At 45.4% G+C, this 22,710-nt stretch carries 23 protein-coding genes and 1 other annotated feature; of the genes, 12 read left to right on the plus strand and 11 right to left on the minus strand.

Features of this window, described 5'->3' with window-relative positions; genetic code table 11:
* Positions 1-28: 28 nt before the first annotated feature.
* The 10 genes from F1381_RS19045 (at position 29) to F1381_RS19095 (ending at position 6,279) form a co-directional block, all read left to right on the plus strand.
* Complete coding sequence (locus F1381_RS19045) at positions 29-1,150, plus strand: hypothetical protein (RefSeq protein WP_187355450.1); 1,122 nt, start codon at positions 29-31, stop codon at positions 1,148-1,150.
* Positions 1,151-1,425: 275 nt separating this feature from the next.
* On the plus strand, positions 1,426-1,761 hold the full coding sequence (locus F1381_RS19055) for a hypothetical protein (RefSeq protein WP_151736423.1): 336 nt from the start codon (positions 1,426-1,428) through the stop codon (positions 1,759-1,761).
* Positions 1,758-2,102 carry a hypothetical protein gene (locus F1381_RS19060; protein WP_151736424.1) on the plus strand — a complete coding sequence of 115 codons (345 nt, stop codon included), beginning with the start codon at positions 1,758-1,760 and terminating at the stop codon, positions 2,100-2,102. Before F1381_RS19055 ends, F1381_RS19060 begins: the two co-directional genes overlap by 4 nt.
* Positions 2,074-2,541, plus strand: coding sequence for a hypothetical protein (locus F1381_RS19065; RefSeq protein WP_151736425.1), 468 nt, complete (start codon positions 2,074-2,076; stop codon positions 2,539-2,541). The genes F1381_RS19060 and F1381_RS19065 overlap by 29 nt, the downstream gene beginning before the upstream one ends.
* Complete coding sequence (locus F1381_RS19070; RefSeq protein ID WP_187355451.1) at positions 2,525-2,860, plus strand: hypothetical protein; 336 nt, start codon at positions 2,525-2,527, stop codon at positions 2,858-2,860. The genes F1381_RS19065 and F1381_RS19070 overlap by 17 nt, the downstream gene beginning before the upstream one ends.
* The gene (locus F1381_RS19075) at positions 2,860-3,096 is read left to right on the plus strand and encodes a hypothetical protein (RefSeq protein ID WP_151736427.1); all 237 of its coding nucleotides are present in this window, start codon (positions 2,860-2,862) and stop codon (positions 3,094-3,096) included. The genes F1381_RS19070 and F1381_RS19075 overlap by 1 nt, the downstream gene beginning before the upstream one ends.
* Positions 3,097-3,253: 157 nt before the next feature.
* Positions 3,254-3,838, plus strand: coding sequence for a transglycosylase SLT domain-containing protein (locus F1381_RS19080; protein ID WP_151736428.1), 585 nt, complete (start codon positions 3,254-3,256; stop codon positions 3,836-3,838).
* Between the two features lie 219 nt (positions 3,839-4,057).
* Entirely contained in the window at positions 4,058-5,017 is a 960-nt protein-coding gene (locus F1381_RS19085; protein WP_246188102.1) for a sigma-70 family RNA polymerase sigma factor, read from the plus strand.
* 31 nt (positions 5,018-5,048) lie between these two features.
* The gene (locus F1381_RS19090) at positions 5,049-5,342 is read left to right on the plus strand and encodes a thioredoxin family protein (protein ID WP_151736429.1); all 294 of its coding nucleotides are present in this window, start codon (positions 5,049-5,051) and stop codon (positions 5,340-5,342) included.
* Between the two features lie 25 nt (positions 5,343-5,367).
* Positions 5,368-6,279 carry a glycerophosphodiester phosphodiesterase gene (locus F1381_RS19095; protein ID WP_151736430.1) on the plus strand — a complete coding sequence of 304 codons (912 nt, stop codon included), beginning with the start codon at positions 5,368-5,370 and terminating at the stop codon, positions 6,277-6,279.
* A gap of 126 nt (positions 6,280-6,405) precedes the next feature.
* Here F1381_RS19095 and F1381_RS19100 read toward each other — a convergent pair whose 3' ends face one another.
* On the minus strand, positions 6,406-8,115 hold the full coding sequence (locus F1381_RS19100) for an alpha-glucosidase (RefSeq protein ID WP_151736431.1): 1,710 nt from the start codon (positions 8,113-8,115) through the stop codon (positions 6,406-6,408).
* Between the two features lie 196 nt (positions 8,116-8,311).
* Between F1381_RS19100 and F1381_RS19105 the strand changes: the two genes are divergently transcribed.
* Both F1381_RS19105 and F1381_RS19110 read left to right on the plus strand, forming a co-directional pair.
* Positions 8,312-8,782: a DinB family protein gene (locus F1381_RS19105; protein ID WP_187355452.1), complete on the plus strand. Its 471-nt coding sequence runs from the start codon at positions 8,312-8,314 to the stop codon at positions 8,780-8,782.
* A 21-nt stretch (positions 8,783-8,803) separates the two neighbouring features.
* Positions 8,804-9,250 (plus strand): YdeI/OmpD-associated family protein, encoded by a 447-nt coding sequence (locus tag F1381_RS19110; RefSeq protein WP_151736433.1) that lies wholly within the window; start codon positions 8,804-8,806, stop codon positions 9,248-9,250.
* A 617-nt stretch (positions 9,251-9,867) separates the two neighbouring features.
* On the opposite strand, the gene F1381_RS19115 is transcribed toward F1381_RS19110, so the two are convergent.
* The 10 genes from F1381_RS19115 to F1381_RS19160 all read right to left on the minus strand — a co-directional run bounded on the left by F1381_RS19115 (position 9,868) and on the right by F1381_RS19160 (position 22,439).
* Positions 9,868-10,782 (minus strand): phosphotransferase, encoded by a 915-nt coding sequence (locus F1381_RS19115; protein WP_151736434.1) that lies wholly within the window; start codon positions 10,780-10,782, stop codon positions 9,868-9,870.
* A 220-nt stretch (positions 10,783-11,002) separates the two neighbouring features.
* Positions 11,003-12,874, minus strand: coding sequence for an alanine--tRNA ligase (locus tag F1381_RS19120; protein ID WP_187355453.1), 1,872 nt, complete (start codon positions 12,872-12,874; stop codon positions 11,003-11,005).
* 82 nt (positions 12,875-12,956) lie between these two features.
* Positions 12,957-13,200 (minus strand) — a binding site (T-box leader).
* Positions 13,201-13,443: 243 nt separating this feature from the next.
* Complete coding sequence (locus tag F1381_RS19125) at positions 13,444-14,799, minus strand: aminotransferase (RefSeq protein ID WP_151736436.1); 1,356 nt, start codon at positions 14,797-14,799, stop codon at positions 13,444-13,446.
* A 29-nt stretch (positions 14,800-14,828) separates the two neighbouring features.
* Positions 14,829-15,959, minus strand: coding sequence for an alanine dehydrogenase (gene ald, locus F1381_RS19130; protein ID WP_151736437.1), 1,131 nt, complete (start codon positions 15,957-15,959; stop codon positions 14,829-14,831).
* A 27-nt stretch (positions 15,960-15,986) separates the two neighbouring features.
* Positions 15,987-16,742, minus strand: a complete 756-nt coding sequence (locus F1381_RS19135; RefSeq protein ID WP_151736438.1) for a sulfite exporter TauE/SafE family protein — start codon at positions 16,740-16,742, stop codon at positions 15,987-15,989.
* 33 nt (positions 16,743-16,775) lie between these two features.
* Entirely contained in the window at positions 16,776-18,194 is a 1,419-nt protein-coding gene (locus tag F1381_RS19140) for an aldehyde dehydrogenase family protein (protein WP_151736439.1), read from the minus strand.
* 154 nt (positions 18,195-18,348) lie between these two features.
* Positions 18,349-19,128 (minus strand): GntR family transcriptional regulator, encoded by a 780-nt coding sequence (locus F1381_RS19145; protein WP_222850463.1) that lies wholly within the window; start codon positions 19,126-19,128, stop codon positions 18,349-18,351.
* Between the two features lie 2 nt (positions 19,129-19,130).
* Complete coding sequence (locus F1381_RS19150; protein WP_151736441.1) at positions 19,131-20,384, minus strand: MFS transporter; 1,254 nt, start codon at positions 20,382-20,384, stop codon at positions 19,131-19,133.
* A 45-nt stretch (positions 20,385-20,429) separates the two neighbouring features.
* On the minus strand, positions 20,430-22,079 hold the full coding sequence (locus F1381_RS19155; RefSeq protein ID WP_151736442.1) for an amidohydrolase: 1,650 nt from the start codon (positions 22,077-22,079) through the stop codon (positions 20,430-20,432).
* 63 nt (positions 22,080-22,142) lie between these two features.
* Positions 22,143-22,439, minus strand: a complete 297-nt coding sequence (locus F1381_RS19160) for a MerR family transcriptional regulator (protein ID WP_151736443.1) — start codon at positions 22,437-22,439, stop codon at positions 22,143-22,145.
* Positions 22,440-22,710 lie beyond the last annotated feature (271 nt).

Genomic DNA, 22,710 nt, shown 5'->3' on the forward strand with positions numbered 1-22,710 from the left:
GAGAACTCAGGAATGGTGATGAAACCGGATGATTGAGAGAATAATTGCAGGAGGGCGTCTAGACCCGCCATATTGGCCTACCAAAACGTATCCGTGTTTTGTTGGACGGGAAATTCAGATTCCCAGAACGGCCGATGTCAGCAGGGTTATCACGGACCGCTTTCGGCTGACAGAATCTGCAGAAGTGTACGCGGTCTCCTTCAAGACAGACAGCACAGATTTCAGGGACTACTGGAATCTAACCGTCAGCGGCAGGGAAGTGGCCAGAAATATTCACTGTCTTAATTATGAGGAAGGTCTCTACTTTCAGGTAGTGCTGCCGGTGCAAGCGGGCCAAGAGATTTATTTCGAATTTCACACGGCCGACGGAGCTGCGAGAAACATAGGGATCATGCTCCATCTGTTGTCTGATCCCGGGGTTTATTTGGAACTAGTGGGTACAACCGACCTGGGGAATTATCCTGATCCGCCACCGGAGCTGCCAGGCAGCGGACAACCGGCCTATCCGCCTGCCAACGGAAGCATTTCTCTTCCTGTTGCATGGTCTCCGTTTGAAACAGCAAGTGCTGCAGAGGCATGGGCAAGCGCACTGGGTGTCCATTGCAATTTTGCGGGGAAGACCGATGCGGCAAATTATGTCACTGAAGCTCTTGCACTGTTGTTTAATACATGTGGCGGATTCGCCGACATGGTCATGCGCTATCCTCTTAATATCAATATCAAGGACGGGCAGGGAGCAAACGGGTATTTTAACCCTCCTACTAATGAAGTGGTGGTAAGCAGAACTTATCCGTTTCAAAATGCCGGGACCATTGCCCAAGCTGAATATGAAACCGGACAGAAATCCTCTCCACATCAATTGCGGACCGTTATTCATGAGATTGGGCACTGGCTGCACTTTCATCATGCCGGAGAATCGATGTTTTACCAATATTCTGCCCTCGATCCGGATAATTACGGGAGCCAGACGATATTGTCCAATGCGGATGCCGCCTATATCTCCAATCATTTATGTAATTACGCGACAAAATGGTTTCCTATTGAACTCATACCAGAAACGTTTACCGCAAAAATGACCGGAGTCCCTGTGGATTCTAAAATATGGGAATGGTATGAGCAGTATGGCGGATTTCAATGTTCCGGATGGTAACATACAACGCCGGATGTTAAATGCGATTTGGGAGTGAGTCTTTTGGATATAACAGCGCCTTGTGTTTTTTGCAGACATTTTAACCGTGATGAAAGAAGTAAAATGACCTGTTTGGCTTTTCCTAACGGGATCCCCAAAGAGATTCAGATGTCAAAAGTGCTGCATACGGCTCATTATCCCGGCGATAACGGATATACGTACCAGAGAATCAGTGATCAGCACGATTATTTCTCATTGTTCCAACCGGAAGATCAGTTGTAGAAAGGGGTGGCGGCATGGTTGGATTCATGAATTATTGTCCCCATTGCGGAGGCGAATCTAATTTTGTGCCTGAGGAAATGGAATGTGATAAGACGCTGGTATTGTGGTGCCGGCATTGTCAAAATTTTATTAATCAGACGCTAACGCTTGAGACCATAAGAAGGTGGTGGATACGCTATGAAGAAGGGGAAGAAACGGTGGTACCGCCGATTGGCAAACATGCTCTGGAAGAATTGCTGCTCATCCAAACCCGGCTTAATGCAGTGAACACCGGAATTCTTGAGAAAATCGAACTACACTTGAAAGATTTTTTCGGGTACAACTACAGGGAAGAAGGTGCGCGCGGGTGAAGGTGCGGATTATGGCCGAATTTTGCTTTGACAACGGGGAAAAGAAACAGCTGGAGTGGCATATTGCAGATCCGGCAATGGTATACGGTCACCCCGAGCATCCTGTCAAAACCACGCTGGAGAGTGCTGCGGAAGTTCAGGATCATTATATGAAGCATTTCCGGAAAATGCATACAAACGGCGAGGTATTTACTGTTCGGACAGCGACTGGCGAAGCTGCGGGACTTCCCTTCTCCAAAGTCTCCTGGTGGATACTGAATGTTGAACAAATTGAGGAAATGATCAGGCAATCGATCAGCGAAGGAGACCTATATGAATCTGTTTCGACAACAAAAGGATGAAGTTTCCATAAATCCGTATCACATTGTAAACGAGCTTCGACTGAAGGAAATGATGGCCAGGATTGAAGAACTCGAAAACGTTCTTGCCGAAGCGACACGCTGCATTGAAGCTCAGGCAGCACTTATTGAACAACAGCAATTGCTGGATGAGTTGATTAAAGCCGGTGAGGAATATGTCAATCCGGTGAGCACCCCTTCATTTCCCGGGGATTTCCAGGCGTATTTCGCTTCAGATGGACTTTACGGAAAAAGCGGTAAGGGCCGTGTTCAGCAGATCATTGACATGGCATATGGCCGGGCGGAGGAATGCAAGCTTATTGACGGGGAATATGTGGCTTTTACCGACAACAATATCCTTGTTGCCGTCGTTCGCTGTGACGGGGAGTATACAACTTTTGTCGCAGAAAATTACTATGCCCACAATGGACAAAGCAAATAATTATGTCATTGCTCATACGGAGGGAATTGGTGTGATATCTGAAAGCTATACGCTGGGAATTGCAGCAGATCAGGTTGAGGAAATTGCAGCAACCAGGAATAAGATAGAACATGCTATGCGGCATGCATCCCCAGCCGCCATTGACAGCCTCCGAACCATTAAAGCTCAGCTGGAGGAGACGCTGGAATTCATTATGAATTCTGATGTAACATGCAGCGTGAATTTGACGGAGCTTGTTAATGGTTTCAAGATTTCACTGCGCAGTTGTACAGGGAATATCAATGATGCTTCTGAGGTTATTGGAAGGACGCGATTGTAATGTCTTTACTATTTCGGGATGTGTACGATCTGTTATCGGGGGCCAGACAGTCGGCGGAGGCAGTCGGCGTTGATATGCTTCGTGTCTCCGGCTGTGGGATGCAGGCTGTTTTAAACGAGGAGCAAAGGCGGCTGGCTGAGAATTACATGACCCTGTATAATTCGGATGTGACTATTCATTGTAATTTTAAGGAGACTTTAAGCAATATTAAAGTTTGCCTGAAACGTTTGGAGTGACTTAGCCAAAACGGAATTACATAAACATGAAGAAGCGGGACAACTGTCCCGCTTCTTTTGCATGCATATTTAGAGCGATCTCCCATCATTTCGCAACCGAATCTGTCTATACCCCGACCACTATTTAACGAAGGGAATAAAGGGAGGAGTGTCGACTATGATGAAAACGATGTATAGGTCTATCATAATTGTCTTACTGCTAATGATTGCCGCTTGTTCAGCAACTGACAGTGGGGAATACCGGGGCAAAGCTGCACCGCAGCATCAGCGAATCCTTGCCACCGCCCACAGCCTGGCATTAGAAAAGGGGCGGGTGGAACATGCCCTTGCGGCTCACATGATCAGCCAAAAGCTTAGCCGCCAAAAATCGGATGAATATGCATCGCTCATTATTAAGCATTCGGCAGCATATCAAGTTGATCCTTATTTAGTATTGGCCATCATGGAAGCGGAAACTGGTGGCACCTATGACCGGCGGTTGGTCGGAGAACATGGAGATACCGGACTTATGCAAATTCTGCCTTCTACGCAAAAATACATGGGGATTAAGGGGAGCTTGTTTGAACCATCGGTCAATATACAGACAGGATCGAAATATCTGGCTTACTGCCAGAAGCGGTTCGGATATAGGCTTGGAATTGTTGCATATAACCAGGGAGAGGGGAATGTAAGGAAAGGAACATACAGTAAAGCTTATTTGTACAGAATTGAGCGGATTATGGCTGCGATCAGGAACCCATAGTCTTAGTGGAAATAAATAACAGATTCTGTTTGCCAAAACCCACCCCCGATATCGGGGGTTTTTTTATGCAACCCGGCTCCGGTGTGGGACGACCACTAATAGTATCGGCATTTGAAATCGATGACAGGGAGCTGGAAGGTATGCGAATGATCTGTATTTTTGTCCATGGCGGCTTACTTACTAACGGTTATCAAAAGACGGCGCAAGGGGGTAAGCAGCTTGACTAGCCGCAACTATCAACTCCTGCGCAGAAAAGGGATTCAAGATCTTCATAATATGGAGTTGCTTGAAGCCTGCAATAGTGACAAGGATCTTTTGGGCGATTTTTTGATGGCTAACCGTGACTTTATATTCTCTATTCTGATGCATTATAAAGGCAATATAGAAGAACTGCGGACGAAGTTTCGGGTAACCGAAGAAGAACTGTTTCAGCATGCCTGCATTGGCGTCATAACTGCTTTACGTGACTTCGATTTTCACAGGGGCATTAAATTCACTACATATGTGGTTCGGCCGATTTTGTGGGAAATCAATCTGCTCTTGTATAATGATTCGCAGGCGGTCCGGTTAAGCCGAGGCGCGGTGGATCTGATCAAAAAAATGGTGGAAATTGAAGAAATCTTGGGACACCGTCCCGACGAAAAGGAAATGGCGGAGCTGCTTCAGGTTTCCGTTGACCGCTATCGGGAAATCGCTATGTTCAGCAATGATCTCGAGCACTATGACGGCATGGAGAATTTCGACATTGCAGATTCCCGTACCTGTGATTTTGAGGATTCCGTTGCTAACCGACTTTATGTACAGTCACTGCTTGAGGACAGCAGGTTCTCCGACTTTGAGAAACAAGTGATGCGGCTGATCATGGAAGAAGTCAATAATGCGCAAATTGCAGAGAGGCTGCAAGTATATCCCATGACAATCAGCCGAACGATTAACCGAATCCGGAATAAGATTAATGAACAAGACATGGAAGATGCTCCACAGGCTGATGCTGCTTCTTCAAAGTACGACCGGGAGATATCGCTTGTAGCCGAAGAGACCCGGGAGAGACAAACCCTGCTTGGCATTCATGATGTCAGCGAGCTTCTTGAGGTGTGCGGCTGCCAGGCTTCAACCTACTCAACGAGAGTTCTGTATTACATCCGTCAAAAGGCAGTTCAGCAAGTTTCCGGATTATAGTTGAACTTATGCGAAACATGGTGAGGATATTATGGAATATATACTTTATTACTATTATAATGAAACTTGTGGCTCTTGCCGCAAATTTCATACCATCATTGATCAATTGGAGCAGGAACGGCCATGTTTGAAAGTTGAACGTATCCAAGTGGATCAGAACACACATCCCGAAATAGCTTATACACCGACCATTGTCATTAGTTATAGCAATAATGAACTGGGAAGATTCAGCAGTGCTATCTCCAAAAGATCAATTGATAGCTGGCTGGATCAGATAGAGGTATATATTACGAATTATTTAGAACGCGATAACCTGACAACATAAGAAAACATACAGAAGAGGGCAATCTATGGCAAAGGTACACTTACGCAAGGCTTATTTTATCGGCATTCATGTTTTATTGGTTATCTTCATATTCACGACGCTTTATGCTTCTTTTCCCTGGATACGGGTCAAAGTGAAAGAGCTGATTGATCCTGCCGACCGGGTCTATACCATCGCCCACCGGGGCGCCTCAGGGTATGCTCCCGAGAATACAATGCCTGCTTTCGAGTTGGCGCTCGGGATGAAGGCGGATTCGGTTGAGCTTGATATTCATCTGACGAAGGATGGCATTCCTGTTGTCATTCATGATGATACGGTGAACCGTACGACGAACGGAAAGGGGTATGTGAAGAATATGACCCTGCAGCAGATTGAACAGCTCGATGCGGGTTCCTGGTTCAACGAAGCGTATCCGATGTTCGCCCGGGAGAGCTACGCAGGTGTCCGAATTCCGACACTGGAACAGGTGTTCGAGACTTTCGGCAAGGAGCTTCATTATGTGCTTGAGATTAAGGCACCCAAGCCGGACAGGAATATCGAATCCATTATCAATGATCTGATTATCGAATACGATCTGGAGGATGAGGTGGCGATCCATTCTTTCAGCGCCTCCAGTCTGCGGAAGTTTCACAAGCTTAATCCTGATATTCCGCTATATCAGCTCATTTGGTACGATTATACGGCAGCCCGGGTTTCGGATTCTTTTCTGGCAGATGTCAAGACGTATGCCGTCGGCATCGGCCCGAACTTCCAGAGCATCAGCGCAACCTATGTGGCACAGGTAAGGAAAGCCGGACTCAAGGTGATCCCCTATACTGTAAATTACCAGGTCAACATGGATAAAGCATATCTGTGGGGAGTAGACGGAGTATACACGAATTATCCCGACCGCTTCCTGGAAGTGATCGAAACGAACAGAGAGAACGCCAACTGGTAATGCTGGCGGGAATAGTAGAGCAAACAAAGGACCTTTCGATCGAAAGGTCCTTTTCGTTATTATGCTGTGAAGGCGAAGTTTGTCCATACCGGGCGATACTTGCTAATAATGTCTGCTGCTTCGCTATTAGGCGCCGGGCAGCTCAAGCCGCTGGTACACCAGCCCTTCATAAGGCTTAAGCGTACCTGTCCGGTGACATGGTGGTTTAGTCCCGTCCGGATCGCTGCCCAAGAGGAAGGAGGCGCCTTCGAGCCGCGCAGCGTCTTTTTCCGGAAGCTCCCAATGTGCGTGCTCACCTGAGAAGTTAAGCAGGATGAGCCATTCTTCAGCTTCGTCATACCGGCGGTAAGCAAAGATTTGCTCATGATCCTCCAGCAGCACATCAAACTTACCGTAGACCATGACAGGATGCTCTTTGCGCAGACGGATTAATGTTCGGTAAAAGTTGAACACCGAGCCCGAGTCGTCCCTTTGCGCCTTCACATTCACTTCCGGATAATCGGGATGAACGGGCAGCCAGGGGGTTCCATCAGAAAAGCCGGCGTTAGGGCTATCATCCCACTGCATGGGGGTTCTTGCATGGTCACGCGATTTCCGCCGGATACGCTCCATAATAAGATCTTCCGGCTCGCCGCGCTCCCGTACCATCACATCATAATATGCATGCGCTTGTTGTTCGTTGAAGTCTTCGATCCGTTGCAGTCCGGGATGATTGGTCATTCCAAGCTCCTCGCCCTGCAGGATAAAAGGCGTACCCTTAAGGGTGTGCAGCATAATCGCCAGCATTTTGGCGGACTCGTTGCGGTATTGCCCCTGATCACCGAAGGTGGCCACCATGCGGGGCTGATCGTGATTGCTCAAATACAGGCCAAACCAGCCTCCGGGTTCTCCGACGTCCTTCTGCCATTTCAGCATTACTTTGCGCAGATCGTCCAGGGTCCATTCCTTGCTCTGCCACTGATCCTCATCGAGATCCGCCAGCTTGGAGGCTTCAGCCGACAGCACCATGCTTAACTCACGCCGCTCGGGCTTTGTGTACATGAGTACATCATCCTCAGTTACCTTGGAGGTTTCACCGGCTGTAAAAATAGGATATTTAGAGAACACCTCATCGTTCATTTCACGCAAAAACTCATGAATCCGCGGACCGTTCTTCGTATAAGGCTCGCCGCTGGCCTGCAGCTTCGACTCCTCTGTGTCCGGAAAGCGCTGATCCTTGGAAATCGAGTTCACTGCATCAATGCGGAAGCCGTCAATGCCTTTGTCCAGCCAAAACTTCATAATCTTATACATCTCGGCGCGCAGCTCCGGGTTATCCCAGTTTAAGTCTGGCTGCTTGGCATTATAAAGATGGAGATAATACTCACCGGTGCTTTCATCAAAGGTCCAGGCGGATTTTCCGAGATAGGAGGTCCAGTTATTGGGAGGGCCGCCGTCCTCAGACGCCGGGCGCCAAATATAGAAATCGCGGTAGCGGCTGTCCCGGGAGGACTTGGCGTCTATAAACCACGGATGCACGTCCGATGTATGATTGAGCACCAGATCCATAATCAGGCGGATGCTTCGCTTATGCAGCTCATCCAAGAGTTGTTTCCACTCTGCGATGGTTCCATACTCAGGCTGGATCGCACGATAATCTTTAATATCATAACCGTTGTCCACGTTCGGGGACAGATAGACAGGGGAGAGCCAGACCGTATCAATGCCAAGCTCGGATAAATATTCAATCTTAGAGAGCAGGCCGTTCAGATCGCCGATGCCGTCTCCGTCGCTGTCCTTAAAGCTTCGTAAATAGACTTGATAGATTACATTTTCTTTCCAGTAGGTTGTATGCATTGGCGGCTCCTTTCGCTATCATTCTCCTAGTTCATTACCCATAATAACCGGGATAAATCGGTATAGAAAAGACTACAAAGCACAGGTTCTTATTTTCACAAATTTGGCAATAGCACAGGTGATCGGGGGAAGGTCTGATACGAGGTAATCTAGAATATACGTATATTTCCATATTGTGAGAATGGAGTTGAGGATCATGAGCGATAAGATGGTGGCTGTCTTAAGAAGACAGCTTGAACCTACGCTGGAAATGCTGAGGCAACTGATCGATGTATGCCCGGAGGATTTATGGATGGATGCCCGCCAGAAGTACTGGAAGCAAATATTTCACGCGACTACCAGTTTGAAGTTTTGGTTCAGGCAGAAGAAGGAGGAAGTGTTTATCATCCCTGATCTCGGGAAGGATGTAACCGAAGCGATGGATGAGGAATGCACCGGCTATCCTACCCAAGCGGAAATGACGGCGTACGTAGAGGAGATATTGGGTGTTGCTTATCAATTTATGGATGACCTTACCGATGACAGCTTGCTGGAGCCTTGTGTACTGTTCGCAGAGATTACAAAAGCCGATGTAGTCCTGATGCAAATCCGGCATGTTCAACATCATGTAGGCTGCTGTAATCACATTCTCACTGCTAAGCGTCTCGAAGCCGTAAGGTGGTTATGAGACAGGAGGGACGGAATCCGGATGGTTTATGAATTTGACAGTGAGATCAAGCTGCTGGAAGGCAAAATGAAATGGAAGGTGGTTTATTTCCCATATTCATCCAAAGAGGAATTTGGTACTAACGGTAAAGTGCCGGTTGAAATCTCTATCGACGGGCATGAGTTTGAGCATACGCTGTTGCCATCCAAAAACGGGCATTACTTTGTGTATAATGAATGGATTCGCAGAGCGGTACATAAAGAGCTGGGAGATACACTGCATGTTATTCTTCGAAAAAGCGAAGGGAAGCGTGAAGTTGTTGTCCCTGAAGCCATCGCAAACACTCTTGCAGCCCACGACATGCTGAGCACCTTCCTGAGTCAGCCTGATTACATCAAGCGGGAGCAGATCAACCATATTGAGCTTGCCAAAAAGGAAGAAACCAGAAACAACCGCATCATGGCTTTAGTACAAAAATTAAATGCGTAGAACGAAATTGAGTCATCCCGCAAATGCGGCCAAAGCAGATTGCGGGATGACTGCGGGATAAATCATTTATATATAACTTATAAATGTTATTATGTGGTAATTTATTAGAAGTTGTGAGGTGATCAATTTAAAACCTATGATCGTCAATGTTTAGATACGCTGCAATGCAGCGTGAAATCATACAACGAACAAATAAAAAATTTGCGAGCAATTAAAAAATCTTTACGAGCAATAAAATCGGGACTAAAAAGCAAAAATGAGAGCAAATGCACACAGTATCATGTATAGCAAATCAGACACAGAAACGGCCGTGAAATCACTTAAATCAGTTTATTTACTTACTACTTTTTCACAAAACCCGTATTTTGTACATATGTATACAAACATACCAACACCTCTACACAGCTATCGATGATGATTTTAATTAAAAAAACAAATGAATGACCTGCAGATAAATTTATGGAGTACAATATTTTATTTGTACTCCATTTCTTGAATATTGATGTCCATACGTAATACAAATATCTGGTAACTTTATTTTTACAACCTAACCTTAACCCTTATGCAACTCCAATTGCCAATAGCCATAGCTCCATAGCTGCAACGAAATAATGAGCCTAATCCGACAGTGCTCGCATGATGTTGGATTTCGCCTCTGCCGCAATCGCTTCATTCCCGTCATCGACCGCTTGCATCAAGATCAGTACGGGGATGTATACCGCGATCAGCCGCGCCAGCAGCTTCGTTTCCTCGTCCGCTCCTCCGTAAGTTTCGAAAAATACGCCGCGAGCATAAGGTGGTAAAAAGCTGTAGGCAACGCTCAAATCGCAAGCCGGATGGCCTACGCTCAGATCGCCCCAATCAATGATGCCGGAAACGATCCCATTCTCATTCACAAGCATATTTTTAAAATGAAGATCGCCATGTAGCAGTGCATTCACCGCCTCGACACGGTCCGTTTGCAACCTGCTAACATACGCTTCGATCACACCGGACTCCTCCGGCGACAAGTGTTCAACCACCTTCGATAGAAAGCCCTCCAATTTCACTTTGCGCGATGCGATGTCCGTCAAGCTTCGATGATCTTGCTGAACTCCGCACTTCAGCGCCGCCTGCACCGGAAACTCATGCAATCTCCGCAAAAATTTCGCCAGCGTCTCTGCCGATAAAGCCCGGCATTCTTCCGTCAAACCGATGGGGAAATCTCCTGGCACGTAGGCATAGCCAAGAAATGGTGCCGGGTATTCGTCACTTGCTTCGCCATAAAACAACGGTTTCGGATAGGGGATGGTCATATATGCCTCCAGCTTCGGCAGCAGCTTCCCTTCCATTCGAATCGAGCCAACTGCAATCGTTCTTCTTGGAAACCGGAACACGTACTCGTCACCGATGAGAAAAACCGTATTGTCCCAGCCCCAGCCCAATCGCTTCACTTGCTTCGATGACAGCTGAGGGAATTGTCTGCCGATCAGCGTCCGTGCCTGCTCTTCGTTAACCTCCCACTCCGCATCCCATACATTCGTTCCTCCCATGAAATATCTGCCTCCTCGTTCCTTACTTTATTTAGACGTTTACATTCCCTGGAAGTTACGTATAACTGCATATATGTTCCCCTTTCTTTGAATACTGTGCTCAGGTACCGCCAGCGGAAAGGCCATGCGATTCAAACCGTCTTCGATTGCCGGATTCATCATTCATCCTGGATTCCGGCAACCCATAACGTTGTTACAAATGGCCATCCTAAACCATCAGCTATTGTTCCGCGTTTGTATTAATGACTCCTTTAATCCTTCTAACTCCAGCAGCAGAGGATTGTTCTTTTTTAATACTGAACTTTCCTAAGTTTGTTGTATCTTCTACATGAGGTCCACCACATACTTCTCGACTCCATACTTTTCCTTCGTTATCTTTGATTGTATACACCTTAACGATATCCGGATATTTATCCCAAAAATTCCCTTCGACATTACTTTCTTTCGCTTCAAGTTTAGGCAGTTCTGAAATATAGGTAACTGCTTTTGATGAAATAGCATCATTCACATACTTTTCCACCTTAGCTAATTGCTCTGGCGTAAGTTTTTCATCATGGTTGAAGTCAAACCGTAATCGTTCTGAAGTAATATTACTTCCTTGTTGATGAACATGATCACCTAGAACTTTCCTTAAACCAGCGAGTAATAAATGAGATACCGTATGCAGCGCTGTTGTTTCTGTTGAATGTTCAGCTAATCCACCTTTAAATTTACCCGCAGAAGCAGTTCTGCTCTTTTCAGCATGCTTCTTTGCCGCCTCTATATAAGACGCCTTGTCCTCCATGCTATATCCACTTTCAGTTAGAAACTCTTCTGTCAACTCCAAGGGAAACCCATATGTTTCGTAAAAATAAAAGGCATCTGCACCTGTAACTTTACCCTTATTTTTAAGATGTTTTTGTATTTCAAATTCGCCTTGCTGTAAAGTTCTATAGAAAAGATTTTCTTCCTTATTGACTATTTCGATAACTTTCTTTTTATTACCGATCAAATCTTCATAAGCTGTTGCTTCATCTATATAAACTTCAGACAACTCACCCACAAAACTTCCTTGTATACCTATTTTTTTACCTGCACGAATCGCCCTTCTTAATAACCTTCTTGTTATGTACCCTGCATCACTATTAGCTGGCTCCGCACCATCATTAATTAGAAAAGTAGCCGCTCTTACATGATCAAGTATGATTCTAAACGACTTTAAATCGTCAGCATATTGTTTACCACTTAACTCCATCAATTTTTTCTTGGGATTAAGGAAGAAAGCCGTATTATAAATATCCTTGTCACCATTAAGGGCTGTTGCAACCCTTTCTAATCCGCCTCCATAATCAATATTGGGATTTTGCATTTTTACAAATCCTGCGTCTCCTTTTTTGTAACACATAAATACGTTGTTCCCAATTTCTAAAAACCTCTCGCTTACAGAAGCAGGATGATCCAGTGGATCACCGCCTGGTTCAAGATCATAGAACATTTCACTGTCAGGCCCACCCGGTTCACCAACAGGCATATGGAGTGGACTTCCTGCTCGACTCCACCAATTTTCTTTTTCATCGTACAAGAATATTTTTCCACCTCTAGAAGCCCCATATTGATAGGGATCATCTTCAATGACAGGTTCTATGCCCACTGATTTAAATTTTTCTGACCAGATTTGAATGGCTTCCGTATCTTTCTGTATATTCAAATCATCACTTCCTATAAAAGCACTGATATACAGCCTGCCAGGATCAATTCCTAATTCGTTAATATGCCAATTCCAAATGGCATCGATTTGCTTTTTCTTATAGTTATTTTCATTTGCTTTAAATTCCCATCGACCTATCATTTCAAAAAATGTCAGATGCGACGTATCTCCTACTTCATCAATATCCACTGTCCTTAAACACTTCTGAATATTAGCAATCTCATTACCTATCGGATGCTTTTCCCCCAATAAATATGGAACCATAGGTTGCATTCCGCTTCCTGTAAACAACGTTGAGGGATCATTTTCTGGTAACAAGCCAGAAGAGGGCACTTGGCTAGCCCCTATTCCTTTCATAAAATCAATATAAGATTTTCTTAACTCATCTGGTGTCATTTTCACCATGCTCAATACCTCCATTTCAATTATTATTTTCAAACGAGAAAAAATAAAACAAAAAAGCCCTAAGGTGACATATTTCTTGTCAACTTAGGGCGAACTATTATGTCCGTGTTACCACCTAATTTCAGATTTCTCTGCACTCTATCAATACGGGATATCTCCGATATTGTTTCCGGAATAACGGTGGAACTCCGTTGAAGCCTACTAAGATTCCTCTGTTCGGTTCACAGCTCCGAGACTGCTTCACTATTAGATCAATGAAGATTCGCACCAACCATCTTCTCTCTGTGAGATCCCTAATAGCTACTATTTCTCATCATAGCCTTTTCGTTTTAAGTTAAACCAATGCTATCACACTCAATTCGCTCCGTCAATTAACATTTATGTTAAATTCTTAGAAAGTCACGCTGTTCCATGGAGATGTTTCCTTTCGCATCATTTGGTTTCGCACCTCCCTGTCCCCAGTCGCTTAATACTGCATCAGCGGAATTTTTCCTTCTACAGAGCATAAAAGTTTAATTTTAATAAAAATAGGTCTGCCCATTTATAGGGTAGACCTTTTTTCTCTATCATCACAGACTGTAAATTGCTTCTTTAATTGTATTTATCAAAAAAACAAGGTCATCTTCCGCAGAAGAGAGCGGAGGGGCAATGATGAGCACGTTACTGAAGCCTGGAACAGTCTCCCCATTTCTTCCTATGATGATGCCCTTTTGCTTACAAGCAGCAATAACTTGACTCATGACGGCTTCGGATATGGGCATCTTTGTCTCTTTATTCTCAACGAGTTCAATACCATACAGGAAGCCTACGCCGCGGACTTCCCCTACGTTCGGATGGGAAATTAGTTTATGAAGACGTCCTAGAATTTGTTGGCCGTAATGGTCCACTCTCGAGACGATATTTTCTCTCTCGATAATTTCGATGTTCTTCCGTGCCACCGCACAAGAGGCAGGGTGACCGCCGTATGTGGACACATGCCGAAACGATTGATTCGGTCCCGTTCCTTTGAATTTGTCGTAGATTTCTTCCTTGACGGACGTCGCACCAAGCGGAAGATAGCCACTTGTCAGCCCTTTTGCCATCGTGATGATGTCCGGCTGTACTCCTTCAAAGTGCATGAATCCGAACATCTTGCCTGTACGCCCATAGCCAGACACCACTTCATCCATAATGAGAAGCACATCGTATTTCTTGCAAATCTCCGCGACGCGTTGCAGATAACCATCCGTAGGTATGATAACGCCACCGCCGGAGATGAACGGCTCCATAATGACTGCCGCGATCGTGCCTGCTCCTTCCCAGATGATCGTCTGCTCCAGCATATCCGCTGCTTTCATATCCGCGTCTGCCGTATCGCCGAACATCGAACGATACCTATACGGAGGCTCCACATGCAGGAAACCGGGTGCTGGAGGATCATAGTGGAAGCGTCGATTGGCCTGTGCTGTAGCACTTAAGGCTCCCAGCGTACTGCCATGGTAAGCCCGGAAACGGGAGATGAATTTGTACTTTCCGGGATTACCGTTCTGCGCATGATATTGCCGGGCGATTTTAAAGGCGGTCTCATTAGCCTCGGATCCGCTATTGGAAAAGAACGTCTTGTAATTCCCTCCTCCCAGTAGTTCGCTGATCTTGGCAGAAAGCTCGATTGCCGGTTCATGGCTCAAAGTTAACGGAGAATAGGATAACTTCATCATCTGTTCAGCAGCCGCTTCAACGATTTCCCGTCTCCCATGGCCCAGATTCAAGCACCACAGCCCTGAGACCCCATCGAAATAGCGGTGGCCTTCGGTATCATAGAACCAAGAACCTTCCCCAGACGCAGCGATCATAGGACTTTGATTTCCCGAGTCTTTATACAACGCATGCCACAGATAGTTTTTGTCTTTCTCAATCAGTTCCAGTTGCTTGTCTCCAATGCTCATTACAATCTCCCCTTCTGTTATATTCGGACTCAGGATACAGATTCCTGCGCGACAAGCTTAGCTAACGGTGTATAAGGTACTCTCAGCTCTTGGGCAACGGCTTTAAATGTCACAGCCCCTTGGAACGTATTCACGCCTTTCGCAATGGAAGGATTATGGAGTACCGCTTCTTCAAATCCGCTATTCGCAATATAAAGTCCATATTGACTCGTTACATTGGCCAAGGCGTAAGTTGATGTACGGGCAACAGCTCCCGGCATGTTGGCCACGGCATAGTGAACGACGCCGTGCTTTACATAGGTGGGCTGATCGTGAGTAGTTGTATGATCCACGGTCGCGATAGATCCGCCTTGATCGATAGCAACGTCAACGACGACAGAACCCGGCTCCATTTCCTTGATCATGGCTTCGGTAACAAGTTGCGGCGCTCTGGCTCCTGGTATCAAGACTGCGCCAATCAAGAGATCAGCCCGTTTGACCTCTTCAGCAATATGGAATCGGTCGGAGATAACGGTCTGCACTCTCCCTTCAAAAAGATCGTCAAGCTGTCTCAGTCTCTCAGGATTAACGTCCAGGATAGTAACGTTCGCTCCTAATCCGAGTGCCATTCTTGCCGCATTCGTCCCTACAACGCCACCTCCAATAATAACGACGTTAGCTGCTTTAACACCAGGCACTCCGCTGAGCAGAATTCCCTTCCCGCCCTGAAACTTTTCCAGAGAATGCACTCCGACCTGAACGGACATTCTGCCCGCCACCTCGCTCATCGGCGTCAAGAGTGGTAAACTTCCGTTATCCAATTGAATAGTCTCGTACGCAATCGAGGTTACCTTCTTCGTGATAAGTTCCCGTGTAAGATCCGGCTCTGCGGCAAGATGCAGATACGTAAACAAAATCATCCCTTGTCGGAAGTAGTTGTATTCTTCTTTCTGTGGCTCTTTTACCTTCATAACCATCTCGGCCGACCAAGCTATGCTCGCAGCAGAAACTATTCTAGCTCCTGCATTTATATAGGCTTCATTCGTAATTCCACTGCCTAGTCCAGCGTTATCTTCAATCCATACTTCGTGACCCGCGCTGACGAAGGAGAAAACACCAGCCGGTGTTATCGCAACCCGGTTTTCGTTATTTTTAATTTCTTTTGGTACGCCGATAATCATAGTAGTGTGGCACCTCTCTGAGTAGATTTAAAAAATCAATAAAATCCCGGTGATAAAGATGATGGTATGAACTACTAAATAGAAGGATCTTTCAGTAATCTTGTCGTTTAACCGTTTACCTATATAACCGCCAGCATAGATGAATGGCACAAACAGCAGGACAAGCAGGAGATTTTGAAACGACAAAACGCCCAACATTAGATAAGAAACCACCTTCACCGTATCCATTACCGCCAGAAGCATAGCGATGTTCGCTGTAAACTGCTGTTTACCTACCGATGAATCGCGTAAAAACAATAAGATCAAGGGCAGTCCGCCCGAGTTCGCTGTTGCACCGACGAAGCCGGAGGTAGTGGCCCCAAGCTGATGGATCACAGTTTTCGTTTTGCTGTGTTTTTCCGGGGTATCTTTTTCAGACATTCGCTTCCATTTTCGAACCCACAGTAGCAGTACCCCCATGACTATAGCACCGATACCAATAGCCGGCTTCAGGACCTGCTCATCGACGTAGGCTAACATCAAAGTTCCTGCCGCAGTTCCAACCATCCCCATTGGTAGCATCCTCACGACCACCTTCCATTGGATGGAATTTCGATGAACCCGTGCTCCTGTAAAATTGCTGAACCATAGGATAGGAGCAAGCAGTGTCGTCGCCGTTGTAGAAGTAACAAAGAGGGTTAAAATGGGATTCAGCAGCATTCCTGCTCCAAAGCCGAAGCCAGCTTTCGCCAGACCGCTCAGTACCGCAAACAGAAGGAGCACCGCCCCGAGACTAACGCTCATTCTTCCTCAGCCCCTCTGCCGCCGTTCAACAGTTCAAGCCCGTACATAAACGGTTTTCCATTCCGTATAGAACAGGATGGCATGGCTCCCCTGTTCGCGAAAACCGCCAATGCCCGTCGCCTTGATGCCTCCGAACGGCATTTGTGGTTCGCTGTAAGTGGAGGGAATATTAACGTGTACAAGCCCGGATTCGATCTCATCGACGTACTCCATTGCTGAAGCAATGTCCTTCGTATATATGCTTGAAGATAACCCATATTCAATGGAGTTGCAGAGCTTCAAGCATTCCTTAAGGTCGGAGAACTGAAGGAGAGCAAGTACTGGTCCAAAGACTTCTTCATTGGCGATCGTCATTTCTTGGGTCACTCGGTCAAACAACTTCGGTTTGATGAAGTAACCGTTCTTGGCCCATTCAGCTTTCGGTTCATCTTCACCGTAAAGAAGTACGGCACCTTCTGATTTTGCGATCTCAATATATCTCAGAATAGTATCGTATTGCCGCTGATCAACAACAGGACCAATAATTGATGATTCATCCGTTGGTAGTCCAACCTTGACATTCTCTAGTGTGCGGACCATCTGATCACGGAATTTGTCATACACTGATTCGTGTACAAAGATCCGACTGGTTGCGGTGCAGCGCTGCCCCGCATCGAGAAGTCCACCTGATACGATATCCTGGCAAGCCCGTTCCAAATCCGCATCCTGCAGGATGATAAAGGGATTCTTTCCACCCGTCTCTGCCTGAAATCGAATGCCTCGTGGAGCAAGTACTTTATGAATTGTCCTCCCTGTTTGAGTCGAGCCCGTAAACGTGACTGCTTTAATTAGCTTGTTCTCTGCAAACACTTCACTGACAAGTGGCCCGTCTGCAATCAGCATCACGACCAGGTTACGTGGCAATCCTGCTTCCTCCAAGAGCTCAACGAACTTCCGGGAAATGATTAGCGACTGAGGCGCCGGCTTCCACACGATACCATTGCCTGCGACTAGCGCTGGAGCAATCTTCCATACAGGAATTGCTAGAGGCACGTTCCACGGCGTAATAACTCCAACCGTTCCCACGGGCTGCTGCTTTGTATAGCTGAAAATTCCAGGCTGTCGTGAAGGAATCGTTTCTCCTTTCATGCGATATCCTTCGCCTGCAAAAAAACGTAAAAACGAAATGCTTCGCTGAATCTCACCAATTCCATCCCTTAAGCATTTGCCGACTTCCTCTGTGACTAATCTTCCCCACTCATCCAATCGATCTTCCAGCAGTTGAGCAATCTTAAATAGGAACTCCCCCCGAATGGGAGCGGGCGTTCGACTCCAATCTTTCTGCGCCTCCGAAGCTACGATAATGGCATTCTCAATTCCTTCCTTGCTCATCGTCTCGAACTCGGCAAGGATTTGCTTCGTTGAGGGATTGATTGAATACATTTTTTCACTCTGTCTCAAAGAATTAGCCATCTTATTCCCTCACTTGTAATGATGTATTTACAACTATAACTATGCAATCATTATAATAGGCCCGAATTAGTTTTTTTAAAGTTTTGTCAGAATATCTAACATAATTTTTCTGAATAGATAAGTGATAAACACGCTCCCTATACTTGACCGCACTCTAAAAGTGGATTTGTTCGAATGACATTATCCCTTCTTGCAACAAAGCAGCAGGAGTTTTAATCGATTGTTCGATAGTAAACCGGAATCGATTTCCAAGATGTAGAGCCTTATACTTCTCGATAGGTATCTTCTTCTCGTTGTAGGCAACTCCACTGCAAAGCATCATAGGAGAACCGTCTTCGACTTGAAGTAATTCAGCTTCTTCCGGTAACGCCGAGACCGCCTGGAAGGACTGTGTGGAGCCGTTCGCAATAAGCCCTCTTTTTTCAAATAGAACATATAACGGTATTCCTTCAAGATCCTCTTGCAGTAAATCGGGATAGAGTTCACAAGGAATGAAGGATGTACGGATGGCTAAAGGTTCATCGTTGGCCAGGCGAAGGCGAACAATCTCGAACACATGACTACCGTACTTGATCTTTAGCTCTGAAGCCAGTTTATCGGACGCTTGCACAATGCGATTACTAATTAATTTCGCGCCATGCTTAAGCCCGCTGGCCATCATCTCCTCAGCGAAAGTGGTGAACACATTTGCATTCCCCGTAATGATCGGGGAAGAGACGAAGGTACCCAGACCTCTTTTCTTAACAAGGTAGCCTTCTTGCACGAGTTCTCCGATCGCTTGTCTAACCGTTGGTCGACTGATACCGTATTGTTCGGCCAAATCTAACTCCGAAGGGATCTTGTTGCCCTTCTCTAAAACTCCGCTATTTATCTGGTTCAGTATATATTCCTTTAGCTGGGAATAGTAAGGTAACTTACTGTTTAGATCAATCATAGTCATCTTCCTTCCTCAGATAATTTCAATATTGCAGCAGGTTTATTGTTGGATTGCAGAGTTAAGAAAGACATAAAAATCACAAGGCCGAATGTGCACAATAACCAGACTGCACCATCGTAGGAACCATTGAAAAAATCAATAATGAGACCCATTCCAAGCGGTGCTGCGAACCCGGCGATTTGGGCTCCAATATTAACAAGCCCGACTGCAGAACCGCTCGTTTCCTCTGGTAAACGTTTTATGGGCAGACTATAAATGATGACAGAAAGCCAAGCGGAAAATACTGGAATAAGACATTGGAAGATTATCACTCCTGTGAGTGATTCTGCGCGAAACATAAGATAAACCGTGACTGCCAGTCCAACTCCGCTAAATGCTCCAAACCATTTTTCTGTTCCGGTTTTCACTTTATCCATAATAACACCAACGATCGGGAAAAATGCAACTCCAGTAATTGCTGGTATCATCTGCAATATCCCTAGAGAAGAAAGGCTGATCCCCCGTTCTTTCACCAGATAGGTGGGAATCCAGGAAGAAGTGCCCCAGCTGATAAAACCATAGCCAAAGGAGGCAATTACGAGCCGCCAGATTAAGGGGTTTTTTAACAAACGTTTAAAGCTCCCTTTGGTTAATTGTTTCGATGTTGCCATCTGAGTCTCAGATATCCTATAAATATTTTTCACATTCGGCTTTAGAGCAAACCAATACAGAACCGCGATGCAGAGCCCGCATCCACCGATGATGATAAACATGGTTCTCCACCCTAACTGAACAAGAAATAAGGTTGTTAGAATTGGCGCAGCGACACCGGCTACCGTCAACGCAGAAAGAAAAATCGACATCGCACGTGAACGTCTATTCTCTTCAATGCTTGTCGAAATCAATTTCGAACCTGCAGGAAAAAAACTGCCTTCTGCTATTCCGAATAGAAACCTAATGATAAGAAGTGCAGTTACCGACCAAGCCAAGCCCGTTAGTCCCGTGAAAAGAGAAAAACCAACGATAGATATAAATAAAATAATTTTTTCACCGAAACGATCAGACAGCCAGCCGCCGGGAATTTGCATGATTGCATATCCTAAGAAGAAGATGCTTAGAATGAGACCGTTGGCAGAAGCGTTCAATTGAAACTCATCAGATATTTGTACAATGCCATAGTTTATGACGAACCGGTCAAATGAAGAGAACAAGTTTCCTAAAAAAAGTATAAAAATAATCATTTTTGGGTTTGTAAAGGCTGCCGCTCTACTCAAATGCTCTTCCCCCTTAAAATAAATATGGTAAATGAGTTCATCTATTTATACTCTGACGTTATAGTTCTCATATTTAATCTGTCCGCCAATAATTGTGTAAAGAATGGAGATATCCTTTATACCCAAAGGATTTATTTTAAGAGGATCTTCATCTAATACTGCGAAATCAGCCCATTTGCCAACCTCGATGCTACCAACTTCCTGTTCCCGGAAATTCAATCTAGCACCGTCAATTGTCATAGCCTTTATTGCCGAAAGTACGTCTATTCTCTGATCCGGACCCAACACCCGTCCTTCCGAAGTAAGTCGGTTTACCGCAGTCCAGATCAAGAATAAAGGAGATATCGGTGTGATCGGACAATCCGAGTGAAGTGTGAACAAGAGGCTCCGGTCTAGCGCTTCCCGAAGTGGACTAATCCGTTTGGCCCGTTCTGGGCCAAGGAAGATCCCTTCATGCCGATCTCCCCAATAATATACGTGATTAATAAAGAATGATCCCGCTATTCCTAGGCGCGCCATTCGGTCGAGATCTTCGTTCGTGGCCGTCTGGACATGCTCGATCCGATGTCGGTGGTCCATCCGTGGGGCATTTGTTAACGCATATTCATAAGCATCAAGAATTGAACCAATTGCCCGGTCGCCATTACCATGAATTGCAACCCTAAACCCTCGCTTATGGAGATCCGCAACCTCTTCATTGAAAGCCGTTTGCTCATGAAACAGTTCTCCGTATACGTTATCTTTACAATAATAAGGCTCCCTTAAAGCTCCAGTTAACCCTTGAATCGATCCGTCCTGAAACATTTTCGCACTGTCTAAGCGCGCTTTCCCTCCTGAGCGCTGCCGGATTTCTTCATCCAATTGTCTTGCATCATAGCTAGCATAGGCCCCCTTACTCCCTAGCAGGCTGTGCATGATCATCAGCTGCATGCGCATAGGAATAAGTCCTTTTTCAGACGCTTTTAGCACAATATTTAAAGTAGTGAGATCGGGAATGGCAGCATCTGTATTTGTCGTAATACCTTGCGCGATATAATCCTGGGCAGCATCCCCAAGTTGATCGATGAATGTTGCATCGTCCAACATCGGGATAACTCTCTGTACAAGCCCCATCGCGGGATTTTCATACAATACTCCATTTAATTCACCGTTGTCGTTTCGTCCGAAATTCGATTTACTTCCAGCAATATCATTATCAATTCCTGCAAGTTCCATCGCCTTGGAATTGGCAACACCTATATGTCCACTGATATGCGTGATAAAAACAGGATTATAGGGAGATACTTCATCCAATTCGAACCGTGTAGGGTGACACTTTTCTATCAGCAGTGTATCATCGTAGCCAAAACCTTGAATCCATTGTCCCGCAGGTGTCGAGGCCACTTTCTCGCTGATAGAATTAAGTAAACTTGCCATCGTTTTGGTTCGTAAACTTCCACAATCAATACTTCCCTTGATATAACCGCATTGCAAAAGATGATTATGCGTTTCTATGAATCCCGGAATTAATGTTGCTCCATTTAGATTGAGAATCTTTGTATGCTTTGTGACGTTTACCTCGTGACGCGGCGGTTCCGGATGGTTCCAAATTCCGCTTATCCGCCCATTTGTAACAGCAAGCGATCCCGCGATCCGGTTTGATTCATTCATTGTGAGCACGTTGGCATGAGTAATCAGCAAATCGATCGACTCCATTATAATTCCTCCTTTTTAACATGAATCACTTGTACTCACGTACTGATGTCCTTACAACATAAATTATAAAGTTTTCTGTCTCCTCGTCTTTTTGTATGTTATATTATCTGACATATTTTTTCTCTTCAACTCTTTTTTGATCTCATTCGTTTTTGTTCCGTCTTCGAGCTGATTTGCGATTTCCATCAAGGCCTCTATGTCTGAGAACGAATATTTCCGATTACCAGTTGACGAACGCTCAGGGAATAATAGCCCGCGTTCTTCATAATATCTGATCCTTCTTGCAGACAATCCAGTCAACTCACAGACGGTTCCAATTGTAATAACTTTCTTGTCTTTGAAATTTTCATTCATAGACATAGAGTAACCCCTTTCCACAAGTCATGTTAATATATATAATTTTAAGTGTTATTTATTATTACATATAAATAATTAGCTTGTATAGATTTTTCATTTAGATAAGGGCGATTCTGAGGTCATATTAGCAGTAGTGAACTGATCTTCATAGCATACTGATCGAAAGTGCCTGCAGCCTGCCTTTACTGCAGCTTTCGAATTCGGTTACGAAATTGGCTCGGCCAAGAGCGACGGGAAATAAGCATTTTGCCCGCATATTATCAAAAGACAAGAA

It is taken from the genome of Paenibacillus tengchongensis, assembly GCF_008973665.1.
Lineage (GTDB): Bacteria > Bacillota > Bacilli > Paenibacillales > Paenibacillaceae > Paenibacillus_AQ > Paenibacillus_AQ tengchongensis.

What these genes read in the sequence shown, in the direction of transcription:
- F1381_RS19115 (WP_151736434.1), bottom strand. Translation starts at nt 10,782, where the DNA reads ATGGGAGGAACGAATGTATGGGATGCGGAGTGGGAGGTTAACGAAGAG.
- F1381_RS19075 (WP_151736427.1), top strand. Translation starts at nt 2,860, where the DNA reads ATGTCTTTACTATTTCGGGATGTGTACGATCTGTTATCGGGGGCCAGA.
- F1381_RS19065 (WP_151736425.1), top strand. Translation starts at nt 2,074, where the DNA reads ATGAATCTGTTTCGACAACAAAAGGATGAAGTTTCCATAAATCCGTAT.
- F1381_RS19135 (WP_151736438.1), bottom strand. Translation starts at nt 16,742, where the DNA reads ATGAGCGTTAGTCTCGGGGCGGTGCTCCTTCTGTTTGCGGTACTGAGC.
- F1381_RS19140 (WP_151736439.1), bottom strand. Translation starts at nt 18,194, where the DNA reads ATGGCTAATTCTTTGAGACAGAGTGAAAAAATGTATTCAATCAATCCC.
- F1381_RS19160 (WP_151736443.1), bottom strand. Translation starts at nt 22,439, where the DNA reads ATGTCTATGAATGAAAATTTCAAAGACAAGAAAGTTATTACAATTGGA.
- F1381_RS19055 (WP_151736423.1), top strand. Translation starts at nt 1,426, where the DNA reads ATGGTTGGATTCATGAATTATTGTCCCCATTGCGGAGGCGAATCTAAT.
- F1381_RS19095 (WP_151736430.1), top strand. Translation starts at nt 5,368, where the DNA reads ATGGCAAAGGTACACTTACGCAAGGCTTATTTTATCGGCATTCATGTT.
- F1381_RS19070 (WP_187355451.1), top strand. Translation starts at nt 2,525, where the DNA reads ATGGACAAAGCAAATAATTATGTCATTGCTCATACGGAGGGAATTGGT.
- F1381_RS19105 (WP_187355452.1), top strand. Translation starts at nt 8,312, where the DNA reads ATGAGCGATAAGATGGTGGCTGTCTTAAGAAGACAGCTTGAACCTACG.
- F1381_RS19045 (WP_187355450.1), top strand. Translation starts at nt 29, where the DNA reads ATGATTGAGAGAATAATTGCAGGAGGGCGTCTAGACCCGCCATATTGG.
- F1381_RS19110 (WP_151736433.1), top strand. Translation starts at nt 8,804, where the DNA reads ATGGTTTATGAATTTGACAGTGAGATCAAGCTGCTGGAAGGCAAAATG.
- ald (WP_151736437.1), bottom strand. Translation starts at nt 15,959, where the DNA reads ATGATTATCGGCGTACCAAAAGAAATTAAAAATAACGAAAACCGGGTT.
- F1381_RS19145 (WP_222850463.1), bottom strand. Translation starts at nt 19,128, where the DNA reads ATGATTGATCTAAACAGTAAGTTACCTTACTATTCCCAGCTAAAGGAA.
- F1381_RS19090 (WP_151736429.1), top strand. Translation starts at nt 5,049, where the DNA reads ATGGAATATATACTTTATTACTATTATAATGAAACTTGTGGCTCTTGC.
- F1381_RS19120 (WP_187355453.1), bottom strand. Translation starts at nt 12,874, where the DNA reads ATGGTGAAAATGACACCAGATGAGTTAAGAAAATCTTATATTGATTTT.
- F1381_RS19125 (WP_151736436.1), bottom strand. Translation starts at nt 14,799, where the DNA reads ATGAGCATTGGAGACAAGCAACTGGAACTGATTGAGAAAGACAAAAAC.
- F1381_RS19080 (WP_151736428.1), top strand. Translation starts at nt 3,254, where the DNA reads ATGATGAAAACGATGTATAGGTCTATCATAATTGTCTTACTGCTAATG.
- F1381_RS19100 (WP_151736431.1), bottom strand. Translation starts at nt 8,115, where the DNA reads ATGCATACAACCTACTGGAAAGAAAATGTAATCTATCAAGTCTATTTA.
- F1381_RS19155 (WP_151736442.1), bottom strand. Translation starts at nt 22,079, where the DNA reads ATGGAGTCGATCGATTTGCTGATTACTCATGCCAACGTGCTCACAATG.